The following is a 13,346-nucleotide window of genomic DNA, read 5'->3' as shown; positions in this document are numbered from 1 at the left end:
CCTTGAAAAAACAATGGAAATATAAAATGCCTACTGCGCAAGAAGTTTTAGATCGTCTGAAAGCTGGTAATCAACGATTTGTAAATGGAAATACTTCCCTTGCAAAAACCTTATCGCACCATGAACGTGCTGAAATGGCAAAGGACCAAAATCCGTTTGCGATTGTATTAGGTTGTTCAGATTCTCGTGTACCAGCAGAAATGGTATTCGATCAAGGTCTTGGTGACTTATTCGTAATTCGTGTTGCTGGTAATGTGGTTGCCCCTTCACAAGTTGGTAGCGTCGAGTTCGCAGCAGAGCGTTATGACTGTCCAGTTGTAATTGTATTGGGACACAGTCATTGTGGCGCGATTCAAGCAACAATTGATACGTTGATGAATCCTGACCACCCACCGTCATCTAACTTAATGTCAATTGTGAACCGTGTTCGTCCATCAGTTGAAATTTTAATGCAAACTGATCTGAAGAATGATTTGAAAAAACTTTCATATCATGCAGTACGTTCAAACGTTTTTGCTTCGGTCAATCAATTACGTCATGGTTCTGCTGTATTAGAGAGCCTAATCGCAAAAGGCGAATTGATTGTTGTTGGTGCTGAATATTCGTTAGAAACTGGTGAAGTTACTTTTTTTGACTTCTGAGCAGATTGAAAAAATTTAAAACTAAAAGGTGCCTATAGGGCACCTTTTATGTATGGATAAGCCAAATTAAGTAATTTTGTTTGTGCTTGAGCATTTGGATGAATCAAGTCATTTTGCATTAGTTGTTTTTGACCAGCGACGCCATCAAGGAAAAACGGTAGCAGTTTCACCTGATATTTTTGACTTACAGTTTTATAGTTATTCTCGAATGCTTTGCTATAAGCAGTTCCATAATTTGGCGGAATTTTCATACCAAAAAGAATAACCTGCGCTTTTTGTTTTTGGCTTAATTGAACAAGCTGAGATAGATTTTGTTGAATCATTTGTGGCGGTTGCCCACGTAAACCATCATTGCCACCTAACTCAATAACAACAACCTCTGGTTTATAAGTTTGTAAAAGTTTAGGTAATCTCGCTAAAGCGCCACTTGTAGTTTCACCACTCATGCTTGCATTGACCACCTTATGTTGTTTGGGATACTGTTGGTCTAAGCGTTTTTGTAGTAATTGTACCCAACCTTGTTTAGGGTCTATTCCATAACCGGCACTAATACTATCTCCTAAAATTAAAATAGTCTTTGCCGAGACCAACATGGGCAACATGCTCAATGAGATGAGTAAGAGGCTTTTAGAACCAAACAAATAAGATTTATACATTTGTGTTTCAACTCGAATACTAAACATATAGGACTGTCCACATCATGCCACAACCTATTATTGCTGCCCATAAAGTTACACAAACTATTCAGATTAACCAAAATCAGTTTACGATTTTAAAAAACATTGATTTAGAGATTTATGAAGGTGAGCAGGTAGCCATTACAGGACGTTCTGGCTCAGGTAAATCGACTTTGTTGGGCATTTTAGCGACTTTAGACCAACCGTCGGAAGGAGAGGTGTGGTTATGTGGACAGGCTGTTCATGAGTTGACAGAAGAACAACGCGCTCAGATTAGAATGCAACATATTGGTTTTGTATTTCAGTCTTTCCAACTTTTACCGCAACTAAGTGCGCTTGAAAACGTGATGTTACCGCTTCGGTTGCGTAAAGACTTTGATTATAAAATTGCTGAGCAAAAAGCCTTAAACTGGTTGCATAGAGTAGGGTTGAGTCGACAAGCCGAACAAACGCCTAAAGTCTTATCTGGAGGTGAGCAGCAGCGTGTAGCAATTGCTCGGGCTCTGATTGCCGAACCACAAATTATTTTTGCCGATGAGCCAACTGGGAACTTAGATGGGCAAACAGCTCAAGAAGTTGAAGGTCTCCTTTTTGATTTAAATAAAGAGCTCGGCACTACACTTATTTTGGTTACACATGACCGCGATTTAGCTGGGCTTTGCCAGCGTCATGTTGAACTAGATGATGGTTGTTTAAAGACAGTACAGGGTGGTTAGACTATGCGTAATCTACTTAAACCACTTTTATTACAAAGCTTTCGTACTGGTGGGTTATATTTACTCATTATTGCGCTTTCACTTGCTATTAGTGCAACAACAGCTCTCAAGTTCAGTAATGATCAGGTTAAAAATGCGGTAAGCCTACAAGCGTCACAAATGTTAGCAGCCGATTTGGTTCTGTCGAATAACGAACCTCTAGACACTAAATGGCAGAAAAAAGCAGAGCAGCTTGGTTTAAGGCAGACTCATGTGACCATGTTTAGTTCTATGGCACATACTCAAAATCAGTTTGTCATGGTCAATGTCAAAGCAATAGAGCCGGCGTTTCCATTAAGAGGACAGCTTGAGATTGTACCTAGTGCACAGAGTATTCAACCCGGCCAACTGTGGTTAAGTCAAAGAGCAGCCGATTTACTTAAAGTTAAACTAGGCGATACGGTTTCTATTGCAGATGCCGAATTTCGTTTTAGTGGTGTCATTGTACGTGATTCGAATCAGGTACTCGGCTTTTCAGGTTTTTCGCCTACTGTGATTATTCATCAAGCCGATATAGCTAAAACGCATGCAATTCAAACTGGCAGTAGAATCGATTATCGACTATTAATGTCTGGTCAACCTGATCAGGTACAAAACTTTAGCAAGCAATTTAAACAGCAACATAAACCCGTAAATGATCAGGAAGAAAACGCAGGTTTACGTTTACGCGATGCCAGTGAGTCAAATAGTAGATTATTACGCCCACTAGAAAACCTTGATACTTTCTTGCAACTTGCCAATATTTTAACGATTTTATTATGTGGTATTGCGATTGCTTTAACGAGTCAACGTTATGTTCAGCAAAACCAAGACCATATTGCTTTAATGCGTTGTCTGGGTGCCAGTAAGTTCCAAATTTTATGGGCATATATCGGGCTACTTTTTTTAGTCAGCGCAATTTCAATTCTGATTGGTAGCCTACTCGGAATAATGATGGGTTATGGGTTACTTGAGCTTATGTTGCAGCTCATTCCACAACTAGAGTTAAGTTTCTCAGTAGTCGGCTTTTTAATTGGCCCCTTACCAATTGCTATTTTTACGAGTGTAATTGTGCTACTTGGATTTATTTTGCCAAGTATCTGGGAGTTGTTAAATACACCTCCAATTCGAGTTATTCGAGAGCAGGCTAAATCTCGAAAATCACTATTTTTTATGTTCTTTGCGGGTATTACCAGTCTTGTTATTTTTAGCTTAGTTTTAAGTGAAAACTTGATGCTCAGCATTATGGTGCTAGCTGCAATTATCGTTCTGTGTGTTTTGTTGTATACCGCTGTCTGGGTTTTGCTTCGTAGCTTAAAGAAGATGAAAACCCGTTTATCTTTTTATATTCGTTCACCATCGCAAAGTGCCTTACAAATTACAGCACTGGCTTTGGGTTTAAGTCTTATTACCGTGCTAAGCGTACTCAGGACAGATTTATTAGAGCGTTGGCAACAGCAGTTACCAGAAGGCACACCAAACCAGTTTGTTTATGGCCTACCACCATTTGATTTAAAAGCTTTTGAGCAACAATTAAAACAAAATGATTGGCAAAGTACGCCTCTGTATCCAAATATTCGTGGACGATTACTTGCAAAGAATGATGTTCCTTTTTCTGAAGATACAATCAAGCAAAATAATTCTTTACGCCGTGAATTAAATTTAACGCAGTCAAACATTTTGCCAAATGATAATGTCATTACAAAAGGACAAGCCACTTTTAATGACGTAGGACAAGTTTCAGTCGAGGCAAAAACTGCTGAAAGTTTAGGTATTGAGATTGGGGATAAGCTGACTTTTAGCATGCCAGACGGTACTTTGCAGGCAAAAGTTGTGAATTTTAGAAGTGTTGAATGGGAAAGTTTTAGTCCAAACTTCTTCTTTATTTTTTCGCCCAAAACTTTAGATGAAAATGCGGGTAGCTACTTGGGCAGCTTTTATGTGCCTAAACAAGATCAGCCTAAAATGATTAATATTATTCAGCAATTTTCAAATACAGTTTTTATTGATGTTGACCGTATTTTGGATGAAGTAAAGCGTTTAATGAATGTATTAGTCAAAATCGTGACTGTACTTGCGGCTTTAGTTGGCTTTTCTGGAATACTCGTTTTAATTGCTTGTCTAAACCTGTTAATGGATGAGCGCCGTCGAGAGGTCGCTTTATTACGTTCATTTGGTTTGTCTAAAAATAAAATGAAGCAAATGCTGAGTTTAGAAATTGGATTTTTAGGGCTATTAGCAGGCATTGTTGCCTGCTGTTTTGCTGAGGTAATTAGTGCAATAGCAAGTTATAAAATGAATATGGCTATACAGTGGCATATTGAAATATGGTTGATTTTACCACTGGCTATGATGTTGCTTTGTGCTCTCATTGGTCGATATCGACTTGGTTATCTTTGTAATTTACCGCCACTACAAAGTTTGCGAGAGCTGAACCAGATTTAAGTTAAGGCAGTATTTCTGGGTTCTGAATTAAAATTTCATGCCAAAGTGGAAGTAATGGTGAGTTCAGTTGATTACAGTAAATATAGAAGCCGACTGTTAATAAGAGTCCTCCCATTAAACCCAAAAATTTTAAGGTCGTACTAAGTTTAGTACGGTAACTTAAATACCAAATCAGCGCGAGTAATGCACCCATAATCATACCGCCGACATGTGCAGCATTATTGATACCTGTGGCAACCAGACCGAATATAAGGTTAATCGCCATAATCATTAATAATGCTTTTTTATCGAGTATATAGGCTTGATGAGGTAGAGGAGGAAATAATGAAAGGACAGTTAAAGCCGCACCTAATCCCATCACAGCACCAGAGGCTCCGGCACTTACATGAGGGAGCAAGCTTTGGTCAAAATGTTGTAGTAATTCATGTCCATTTTGAATATTGATATAACTACTTAAAAGGCTACCAAACAGGCCAGCAAGCAAATACAGGGCGATAAAGTATAAACGACCAAATAAAGCTTCAGCGACATTACCGAAAATATATAGGGCCCACATGTTAAGCATAAGGTGAATGATACCAAAGTGAAAAAACATGCTGGTAAATAAACGTTCGGGCTGTCCAGAAAAAGTAAGTGGTGTAAAATCTGCACCCCAGTGAAGAGCATCTTTTATGGCTGGGTCGCTAATGTCGACTCCAGATATAATTTGCCAGATGAACAAACCTACATTGATTGAGATCAGTAGGGCCGTCAGCCACCATGCTTGTACATTGAGTTTACGATTAATGTGCGGAGGCTGAGATTGAGTCATGCTATGCTTTTGTTATATATGAACATGCTTTACAGCTTAACATGAAAAAAGTTGAATACAGGAGATTGGGACGAACATGAAAGCTTTTATTGTTCGCGTGTTGTTAATTTTTATTGGTCTAATTCTCCTAATTCAGCTTTGGATTTTCTCAAGTTTAGTTTGGTGGCGTACTCATGAAGTTGATACTACCATGTTTATGCGAATTGATTATTGGTCAGATACATCTCGGCCGATCATTCATGAATGGCTCGACTATGATGATATAAGCGATAATTTCAAACATGCAATTTTAGCCGGTGAAGATGCAAAGTTTATTCATCATCATGGCTTTGACTGGGATGGTATTCGTTTTGCGCTAGAGCGTAATAACGAAGAGGGCGAAGTGGTTGCTGGTGGTTCCACTGTGTCTCAACAACTTGCAAAGAACTTGTTCTTATACAATAAGCGATCATTTATTCGCAAAGGCCAAGAAACAGTAGCGACATGGATGATGGAGCGTATGTGGTCAAAACGTCGAATTCTTGAGGTCTATATGAACTCTGTTGAATTTGGCAAACATTTATATGGTGTTGAAGCTGCTGCCCAATATTATTATGGTAAAAGTGCTAAAAATCTAACACGCGAACAAGCTGCTTTTTTAGCCGCGTTATTGCCTGATCCAAAATATTATCAAGATCACCGTAATGACCATAAACTACAATATCGAAAACGCGTTATTTTACGTTATATGAATAGCACCCAGATTCCTGAATAACTCTGTCTTAAAGATGTGTTATTTTTTTAGTTTTTATCAAATTGACATAATTTTGCAGCATACTATTTTGCAGAGATTTTGGTTGGAAAGAGATTAAGTTAGACATGAATACAGCGATTACAGCAACGACCCCAACAGAATATAGTTATAACGACCGTTATATTAATCGTGAATTGTCTATTCTTGACTTTCATTTGCGCGTATTGGAACAGGCAGTCGACCCTTTACATCCATTACTTGAACGAATGAATTTCTTGCTTATTTTTTCACGTAATTTAGATGAGTTTTTTGAAATTCGCGTAGCTGGTGTCATGGAGCAATATGCTCTAGGCAATGAAAGTCGAAGTCCAGATGGTTTAACACCTAGACAAGTCTTACAAAAAATCTCTGAGACTGCTCATGCTGCAATTGAACGTCAATATCGTATTTTAAATGAAGAAATCTTGCCTAAACTCCGTGAAGAAGATATTTGCTTCTTACGTCGTGGGGAGTTAACACCAGCTCAATCAGCTTGGGTTAAAAAATATTTTCAGGAACAAGTCGCACCTGTTTTAACACCAATTAGTCTAGATCCAGCTCATCCATTCCCGCGTTTAGTCAATAAAAGCTTGAACTTTATTGTGACCTTAGAAGGTAAAGATGCGTTTGGTCGTCAAATTGACTTAGCGGTTGTACCAGCACCACGCTCATTACCTCGGGTTGTACGATTACCCGATGAGTTGACAGGCGGTAAAGAGCATCATGTCATGCTGTCTGCCATTATTCATGAACATGTATCAGACTTGTTCCCAGGCATGACTGCAACGGGTTGTTACCAATTCCGTGTTACCCGTAATGCCGATTTGGCGCTCAATGAAGACGTTGAAGATTTAGCAAAAGCTCTAAAAGGTGAGTTAAGTTCACGCCGATTTGGTCGTGCAGTTCGCTTAGAAGTGACTCATAACTGTCCACAGCATATTTATGAATATTTATTAGAAGAATTCGATTTAACCGATGAGCAACTATACAAAGTTGATGGTCCTGTAAACTTGGCACGTCTGGTTTCAAACTTTAAACGTCCTCATTTGCGTTATGACTCGCATACACCGGTTGTACCAAAAGTATTTAAAAAGACTGAGAGTATTTTCTCGGCTATGCAAAAGCAGGATATTTTGCTTCATCACCCATTTGAATCTTTTGCTCCAGTTATTCAGTTACTCCGCGAAGCAGCACGTGATCCACAAGTACTTGCAATTAAACAAACGCTTTACCGTAGTGGTGTTGATTCGGAAATTGTACAGGTCTTGGCTGAAGCTGCACGTAATGGAAAAGAAGTAACGGCAGTTATTGAGTTACGTGCTCGTTTTGATGAAGAATCAAACATTGAAGTGGCGAATGTACTTCAAGAAGCAGGAGCGGTAGTCGTTTATGGCATTGTGGGTTATAAAACGCATGCCAAAATGATTATGGTAGTACGCCGTGAAAATAATAAATTGGTACGTTATGTTCATTTAGGAACAGGTAACTACCATGCGATGAATGCCCGTATTTATACCGATTATGGTCTCATGACGACCGATAAAGACTTATGTGAAGACGTACACCGTATCTTCCAAGAGTTAACAGGTATGGGCAAAATGGCAAAACTGAAAAAGTTGCTCCATGCACCTTTTACTTTGCATGCTCAGCTCATCAACTTTATTGATGAAGAAATTGCCAATGCTAAGGCTGGTCGTAAAGCTCAAATTATTGTGAAAGTGAATGCTTTAACTGAAGTTCAATTAATCAATAAATTGTATGAAGCTTCTCAAGCAGGGGTGCAGGTAGATCTCATTATCCGTTCGATTTGCTGCTTACGTCCAGGATTACCGAATTTATCGGAAAACATTAGAGTACGTTCAATCGTAGGGCGCTTCCTTGAGCATACGCGTGTTTATTACTTTAGTAATAACGGTGATGCACGTATTTACTGTTCAAGTGCAGACTGGATGGATCGTAACCTATTTAATCGTGTTGAAGCATGTTTCCCAATTGAAGACCCAGCATTGAAGAAACGAATTTATCAGCAAGGTCTTCTTAATTATTTGCAAGATAATCAGCAAGCTTGGTTATTACAAGGTGATGGTACTTGGGTTCGTGCCCAACCTGCTGAAGGTGAAAAATTGCATAATGCTCAAAGGGAATTATTAGAAACATTTAAATAAAACTTAATATTAGAAAACCGACTTTATGTCGGTTTTTTTAATTATATGAAATTCATAGTATTTTAGTCTGAATACTTAAATGGTTGCAGGATATACAATAATAATTTGAATTAACGCAAGATGTTTAAAAAATATGTGATTCTTTGCATAAAACTTTGAATATTAAAAATATACAAATCACGAGAAATCTACTTTAATACGCCGCATTAAATATACTTAACTTTGGTAAGTGAATAATATGCAATGCTTTATTAAAAGTTTATTTATTAGAATATTTTTAGGGGTAATGCCAGTGACTGCTTATGCAGATCAAAAGTGTTATGGAGATATTATTGTGTTTCATAAATATGATGATCAAATGATATATCCCTATTTTGTACAGCCGCCTAGGCAGAAAAATAAGAAGATTGAAACACAAAATAAATCTATAAACATTCAAAAAAGAAAAACGACTCAAGATGAGCAGTTAACACAAAAGAAGGCCGAAGAGACTCAATCAAAAAAAATAGAAGAAAAGAAAACTCTTGAGAATAAAAAACAGCTTGATGCAGCAGTGGCTAAAGAAATTTTAGAAAATGGTGAAAAAAAATGGATGGTACAAGTCGCATTAGCACCTAATCAAAATAAAGCAAATATGCTCCAGTCACAATTGCACGCTAAAGGATATAAGGTTGTGACTAGTCCAACCACAAAAGGAATACGTGTCATGATAGACCCAGCCAATGATTATGCGATTGCACAAATCATTCGAGAAAAAATCATTTCAGATGAGAATTTAGATTTGAAATCAGCTTGGGTTTTCAAATGGGCATCTTTAACAGCGCAGTAAAAGAAAAAGGAGTCCGAAGACTCCTTTTTTTATTCATGTAAATTTGTTGTGATTTTCTGCATGATTTGCAGGAGTACATCAAATTCGCTTTGTAGTGGTGTACTTTTACGTGTAACGAGTGCGAGAGTACGACTTGGTGCATCTTCAATTGGTTTTGCAGTAATCTGATCATTAAACTTGATCATACTATTTTCAATTGCGATTTCTGGTAAAAGCGTAAAACCTAAATTAGAAGACACCATCTCAACTAAGGTAGGTAATGAACTTGCTTTTAAACGGTTATCGTTTTTACGCTCACCAATTGGACACGCACTTAATACGTGGTCACGTAAGCAATGGCCTTCTTCAAGTAAAATCAGTCGTGACAAATCGAGGTCATCTAGAGAGTTTGCTTGAAGCGCATTTGTATCTTGTTTACTGCAAACAAGATACAAATTTTCTTTTGAAATTTCAGCTACTTTTAGACTTCTTGTGTCAAAAGGTAGTGCAAGAACGATCATGTCCAAATTACCATGCTCTAATCGCTCTACAATTTTCTCGCTTTGAGCTTCATGTAAATGCAACTGAATTTTTGGTAATTGGTGATGCACTTCATCAAGTAACCGTGTCAGGATAAAAGGTGCAATGGTTGGAATAACACCCAAATGAAGATCACCAGTTAATGGTTCACTCATTTCACGGCTTAAACGCATTAAATCCTGAGCATCTGCTAGCAATACACGGGCTCGAGCAACGACTTGCTCACCTAATGGCGTTAAACGCACATTCTGACGGTCACGTTCAACCAGAACGCCACCTAGTAGCCTTTCTAGCTCCATAATGCCGCCCGATAAAGTCGATTGGGTAACAAAAGAGCGACGTGCTGCTTCAGTAAAATGCAAAGTTTCCGACAACGTAACTAAATATGATAGCTGTCTTAGTGAGGGTAATGCAGCCATAGTGTCCTAGTATGATGATTTAAAATGATGCGCAAATAAACCGCTAAGCTGTGGAATAAAATGGGCAGGGATATCATGCCCCATTCCATCAATTAATTCAAACTTAGCACCGGAAATTGCTTTTGCTACAGCCTTACCGTGGCTCGGTGGAAGTAAGCGATCACGAGAGCCATGTAAGACTATTGTGGGTTGCTTAATTTCACGGTCCAGTTGTAGTAAGGAACCTGTACATAATATTGCTAAAAACTGTTGAAGTACACCAGCAGGATAATAGCTACGTTGATAAAGTTTTCGTGCGGTTTGAACGGCTTCAATATGGTTAATATAACCAGGAGAACCAATTAACTGGAATAATTTTAAGCTGTGATTAACAATCCCTTCTTCATCACGTGATTCTGGTTTGCCAATCAAACTTAAAAGTTGTTTAGGAAATGGTGGGGGTAAAAACGGTTGATTGTTACTTGTAAACATCAAACCTAACTTTTCTACTTTTTCTGGATATTTTGCAGCAAGAATTTGGGCAATCATACCGCCCATTGATGCACCGACTACATGAGTCTTACTTATGCCTAAACGGTCAAGAAGCATCGATACGTCGTCAGCCATATCATACAATGTATAAGGTGCGCCCTGATTACTTAACCCTAAAGCAAAACGTCCCATCAATTTCATGGTATTTAAACGTTTACCCTGATGACGTACTTTTGATGAAAGGCCAATATCACGGTTATCAAAACGAATAACACGAAAACCTTGATCAATGAGCGATTTACAGAAAAAGTCCGGCCAAAATAGCATTTGAGCACCTAAGCCCATAATCAGCAAAATGGTCGGGTGTTCTGGTTTTCCACCTACTTCTACATGCAATTCAATACCGTTGCCTAAGTTGACTTTGGTTTCCTGCATAAAAGGAGTGTAGGGTGAAATACTAAATTGTAAGGCGCTATTCATGTTATTCATACCTTAAAGGAATACTCTGTAACGAGTATTCCTAATTTAAACTTTATGCTTGGGCAGGAATAAGATCTGGAACAAGCTTAGTTAAAGTTAAACGTTGCTTGCCTGCTGTCGCACCTAACAATACGAAACCACGTAATGTTCCGTCATTATCAAGTGCTTTAGCAAGCATACCATCGTCGAATTCTTCAGTTTCCCAATTTACATCGACATCAACTGGTGCCGGTAAAACTGTAAGTGGTGCAGCCGGGGTTTTTACTGCAACTGGCATTGCAGGGTAATGTACATTTGTCTGTTGGCCGCTTAATGTTTTTGCTAGAGCACGCGCTTGCTGCATAATTGGCATTACATAAGGAAGCAGGGTACCGTTCACTTCTGCACAGTCACCAATCGCATAAATATCTGCTTGATTCGTTTCAAGCAAGCTATTGGTAATTACACCACGGCTGGTTTGAATATTTGCGCTTTGAGCAAGAGAAATATTGGGTTGTAGGCCAATTGCTGAAAGTACGATATCAGCAACTAAAGTTTGACCATTTGCTAATGTAACTGCGTAATCTTCCCCGTTATTGATTTTACTTACTTTTTCAACGGTAGTGCCTAATGCAAATTTAACCCCAGCTTCTTCAAGATTTTCTTGGAAAGCTGAAGCAATGTGTGAAGGTAATAAACGGCCCAATGGTTGAGGCGCTAAATCAATTACCGTTACATCATATTCACTATGAAGTAAGTCGTTGGCAAATTCACAACCGATTAAACCAGCACCCAAAATTACAACACGTTTATCTTTACGTTGAGCAAGGTTTTCGCGGAAGGTACGATAGTCAATTAGTGAGTTCACTACATGAATGTCATCACTGCCATCTCCTGCAATTGCAAGACGAATCGGGTTGGCACCAATAGCCAAAATTAATTTTGAATAGGGTTGTTGAGAAACAACACCATCTTTTTCCAGAACAAGCTCATGACGCTCAGCTAAAATTTCTTTCACCCATGTAAAAGGTTCAATACGCATATTGAGCTGTGCACTCATTTTTGCAGCATCACCTAACGGAATTTGTTCCGGAGCCTTTTTACCTGCAAAAGCGTTAGATAACGTTGGTTTTGCATAGTTCACCGCATCATCCGCACAAATCATCACAAGTTCTTGCTCTGGGTTAAGCTTACGGAACTCACGTGCTAAGGTATAACCCGCCATGCCTGATCCGATAATGACGATTGGATGCATTTTTTTCTCCAGAATTAGAATTGTTCATTTAATACGGTGATTGGTGATATATAAAAAAGACCATGTAAATCATGGCCTTTTCATTTAAGACATTAGATTTCGATCATTTCAAAGTCAGCTTTTGAAACGCCACAATCAGGGCAAGTCCAATCATCAGGGATATCTTCCCATTTTGTTCCAGCTGCAATGCCGTCTTGTGGCCAACCTTCTGCTTCATCGTAAATCCATCCACAAACGATACATTGATATTTTTTCATGAGACTCTCCGCACTGATAAGTTTGCTCAAAGCTGCCTTTCAGTAAAACTATTCCATCTATTAATAATGTAACTACGATCCGTTCAATAATAACTAATGTAGCTTTGATCGGGTATCAAATTTTTACGCAGTTCTACATTTAAAGTAAAGCACATAAGGGAGTTTAATCATTCGTAAGCAAAGATGAATGGCATATCGAGACAAATAACTGGTTATTTAGGCAAAACTTCAACATAAATACATAATAAATCATATTTTTTTATTCACTTATTAATCTAATAAGGTTTTAAGTGATATGAAGGGTTACAAAAAGAACAAAGCATTTATATAAATTAAGTTCTTAAAAACATAAGCTGATTAATAAATAGACAGATAAATTGATATTTATATAAAGCGATAAAGTTTGTTGAATACTTGAGTAACAGAGATAAGGAAGTTGAGTATGGAAATTCTAGTATATGAAGTAGAGATTAACGCGCCTATAGAAAAAGTATGGAACGTACTCTGGAATAGCGAGACATATAATGCGTGGACGAAATTCTTTGCGCCGGATTCTTCAATGCGTACTGACTGGGAAATTGGTGGTAAAACATATTTTCTAGACGGAGAAGGAAATGGAATGGTTTCGACCATTGAAGAAATGAAAAAGCCTGAAGTGCTAATTTTTAAACATTTAGGAATGATTAAAGAGAGTAAGGAAGACTTAGAAAGTGAAGAGGTGAAGGGCTGGAGTGGTTCGCTAGAAAAATATTTTTTAAGCCAAAATGGGAATACTACTACTTTAAAAGTTGAATTGGCCACCTTACCTGAATATATCGGTATGTTAAAAAGTGGCTTTATTCAAGGTTTTGAAGTTGTAAAACATATTGCTGAAGGGAGCTAGTTCATCTTA

The 13,346-nt window shown here is 38.1% G+C and carries 13 protein-coding genes; 7 read left to right on the top strand and 6 right to left on the bottom strand.

The features are described from left to right. Positions 1-26 precede the first annotated feature (26 nt). Entirely contained in the window at positions 27-641 is a 615-nt protein-coding gene (locus MSG95_RS06500; RefSeq protein ID WP_324624714.1) for a carbonic anhydrase, read from the top strand. 32 nt (positions 642-673) lie between these two features. Here MSG95_RS06500 and MSG95_RS06495 read toward each other — a convergent pair whose 3' ends face one another. Then, positions 674-1,297 carry an arylesterase gene (locus MSG95_RS06495; RefSeq protein ID WP_031944531.1) on the bottom strand — a complete coding sequence of 208 codons (624 nt, stop codon included), beginning with the start codon at positions 1,295-1,297 and terminating at the stop codon, positions 674-676. A gap of 44 nt (positions 1,298-1,341) precedes the next feature. Between MSG95_RS06495 and MSG95_RS06490 the strand changes: the two genes are divergently transcribed. Continuing rightward, a complete protein-coding gene (locus MSG95_RS06490; RefSeq protein ID WP_004703117.1) occupies positions 1,342-2,034 on the top strand; it encodes an ABC transporter ATP-binding protein in 693 nt (230 codons plus the stop codon). Positions 2,035-2,037: 3 nt separating this feature from the next. After that, a complete protein-coding gene (locus tag MSG95_RS06485) occupies positions 2,038-4,497 on the top strand; it encodes an ABC transporter permease (protein WP_324624713.1) in 2,460 nt (819 codons plus the stop codon). Between the two features lies 1 nt (position 4,498). Here the strand turns inward: MSG95_RS06485 and MSG95_RS06480 are convergent, their stop codons facing one another. Further along, the gene (locus MSG95_RS06480; RefSeq protein ID WP_077164789.1) at positions 4,499-5,308 is read right to left on the bottom strand and encodes a rhomboid family intramembrane serine protease; all 810 of its coding nucleotides are present in this window, start codon (positions 5,306-5,308) and stop codon (positions 4,499-4,501) included. 76 nt (positions 5,309-5,384) lie between these two features. Between MSG95_RS06480 and mtgA the strand changes: the two genes are divergently transcribed. The 3 genes from mtgA to MSG95_RS06465 all read left to right on the top strand — a co-directional run bounded on the left by mtgA (position 5,385) and on the right by MSG95_RS06465 (position 9,074). After that, positions 5,385-6,062, top strand: a complete 678-nt coding sequence (gene mtgA, locus MSG95_RS06475; RefSeq protein ID WP_049065774.1) for a monofunctional biosynthetic peptidoglycan transglycosylase — start codon at positions 5,385-5,387, stop codon at positions 6,060-6,062. 104 nt (positions 6,063-6,166) lie between these two features. Beyond that, positions 6,167-8,245 carry a polyphosphate kinase 1 gene (ppk1, locus tag MSG95_RS06470; RefSeq protein ID WP_019456848.1) on the top strand — a complete coding sequence of 693 codons (2,079 nt, stop codon included), beginning with the start codon at positions 6,167-6,169 and terminating at the stop codon, positions 8,243-8,245. 238 nt (positions 8,246-8,483) lie between these two features. Further along, a complete protein-coding gene (locus MSG95_RS06465; protein WP_139344718.1) occupies positions 8,484-9,074 on the top strand; it encodes an SPOR domain-containing protein in 591 nt (196 codons plus the stop codon). Positions 9,075-9,103: 29 nt separating this feature from the next. On the opposite strand, the gene oxyR is transcribed toward MSG95_RS06465, so the two are convergent. The 4 genes from oxyR to rubA all read right to left on the bottom strand — a co-directional run bounded on the left by oxyR (position 9,104) and on the right by rubA (position 12,454). Next, positions 9,104-10,012 carry a LysR family transcriptional regulator OxyR gene (oxyR, locus tag MSG95_RS06460; protein ID WP_004703104.1) on the bottom strand — a complete coding sequence of 303 codons (909 nt, stop codon included), beginning with the start codon at positions 10,010-10,012 and terminating at the stop codon, positions 9,104-9,106. A gap of 6 nt (positions 10,013-10,018) precedes the next feature. Further along, positions 10,019-10,963, bottom strand: coding sequence for an esterase EstB (gene estB, locus MSG95_RS06455; RefSeq protein WP_077164787.1), 945 nt, complete (start codon positions 10,961-10,963; stop codon positions 10,019-10,021). 52 nt (positions 10,964-11,015) lie between these two features. Further along, complete coding sequence (gene rubB / locus MSG95_RS06450; RefSeq protein ID WP_049065777.1) at positions 11,016-12,197, bottom strand: rubredoxin reductase RubB; 1,182 nt, start codon at positions 12,195-12,197, stop codon at positions 11,016-11,018. A gap of 92 nt (positions 12,198-12,289) precedes the next feature. After that, positions 12,290-12,454: a rubredoxin RubA gene (gene rubA, locus MSG95_RS06445; RefSeq protein ID WP_000760495.1), complete on the bottom strand. Its 165-nt coding sequence runs from the start codon at positions 12,452-12,454 to the stop codon at positions 12,290-12,292. Between the two features lie 442 nt (positions 12,455-12,896). Between rubA and MSG95_RS06440 the strand changes: the two genes are divergently transcribed. Next, positions 12,897-13,337: an SRPBCC family protein gene (locus tag MSG95_RS06440; RefSeq protein WP_077164786.1), complete on the top strand. Its 441-nt coding sequence runs from the start codon at positions 12,897-12,899 to the stop codon at positions 13,335-13,337. The last annotated feature ends 9 nt before the right edge of the window (positions 13,338-13,346 follow it).

This window comes from Acinetobacter sp. IK23, from assembly GCF_035615275.1.
Taxonomy (GTDB): Bacteria; Pseudomonadota; Gammaproteobacteria; order Pseudomonadales; family Moraxellaceae; genus Acinetobacter; species Acinetobacter seifertii.
The sequence above is the reverse complement of the archived record's forward strand: the minus strand, read 5'-3'. Positions and strand labels throughout refer to the sequence as shown.

Excerpts from the sequence above, each read along its gene's own strand:
- MSG95_RS06500 (WP_324624714.1), top strand. The coding sequence starts at position 27 with ATGCCTACTGCGCAAGAAGTTTTAGATCGTCTGAAAGCTGGTAATCAA.
- MSG95_RS06495 (WP_031944531.1), bottom strand. The coding sequence starts at position 1,297 with ATGTATAAATCTTATTTGTTTGGTTCTAAAAGCCTCTTACTCATCTCA.
- MSG95_RS06490 (WP_004703117.1), top strand. The coding sequence starts at position 1,342 with ATGCCACAACCTATTATTGCTGCCCATAAAGTTACACAAACTATTCAG.
- MSG95_RS06485 (WP_324624713.1), top strand. The coding sequence starts at position 2,038 with ATGCGTAATCTACTTAAACCACTTTTATTACAAAGCTTTCGTACTGGT.
- MSG95_RS06480 (WP_077164789.1), bottom strand. The coding sequence starts at position 5,308 with ATGACTCAATCTCAGCCTCCGCACATTAATCGTAAACTCAATGTACAA.
- mtgA (WP_049065774.1), top strand. The coding sequence starts at position 5,385 with ATGAAAGCTTTTATTGTTCGCGTGTTGTTAATTTTTATTGGTCTAATT.
- ppk1 (WP_019456848.1), top strand. The coding sequence starts at position 6,167 with ATGAATACAGCGATTACAGCAACGACCCCAACAGAATATAGTTATAAC.
- MSG95_RS06465 (WP_139344718.1), top strand. The coding sequence starts at position 8,484 with ATGCAATGCTTTATTAAAAGTTTATTTATTAGAATATTTTTAGGGGTA.
- oxyR (WP_004703104.1), bottom strand. The coding sequence starts at position 10,012 with ATGGCTGCATTACCCTCACTAAGACAGCTATCATATTTAGTTACGTTG.
- estB (WP_077164787.1), bottom strand. The coding sequence starts at position 10,963 with ATGAATAGCGCCTTACAATTTAGTATTTCACCCTACACTCCTTTTATG.
- rubB (WP_049065777.1), bottom strand. The coding sequence starts at position 12,197 with ATGCATCCAATCGTCATTATCGGATCAGGCATGGCGGGTTATACCTTA.
- rubA (WP_000760495.1), bottom strand. The coding sequence starts at position 12,454 with ATGAAAAAATATCAATGTATCGTTTGTGGATGGATTTACGATGAAGCA.
- MSG95_RS06440 (WP_077164786.1), top strand. The coding sequence starts at position 12,897 with ATGGAAATTCTAGTATATGAAGTAGAGATTAACGCGCCTATAGAAAAA.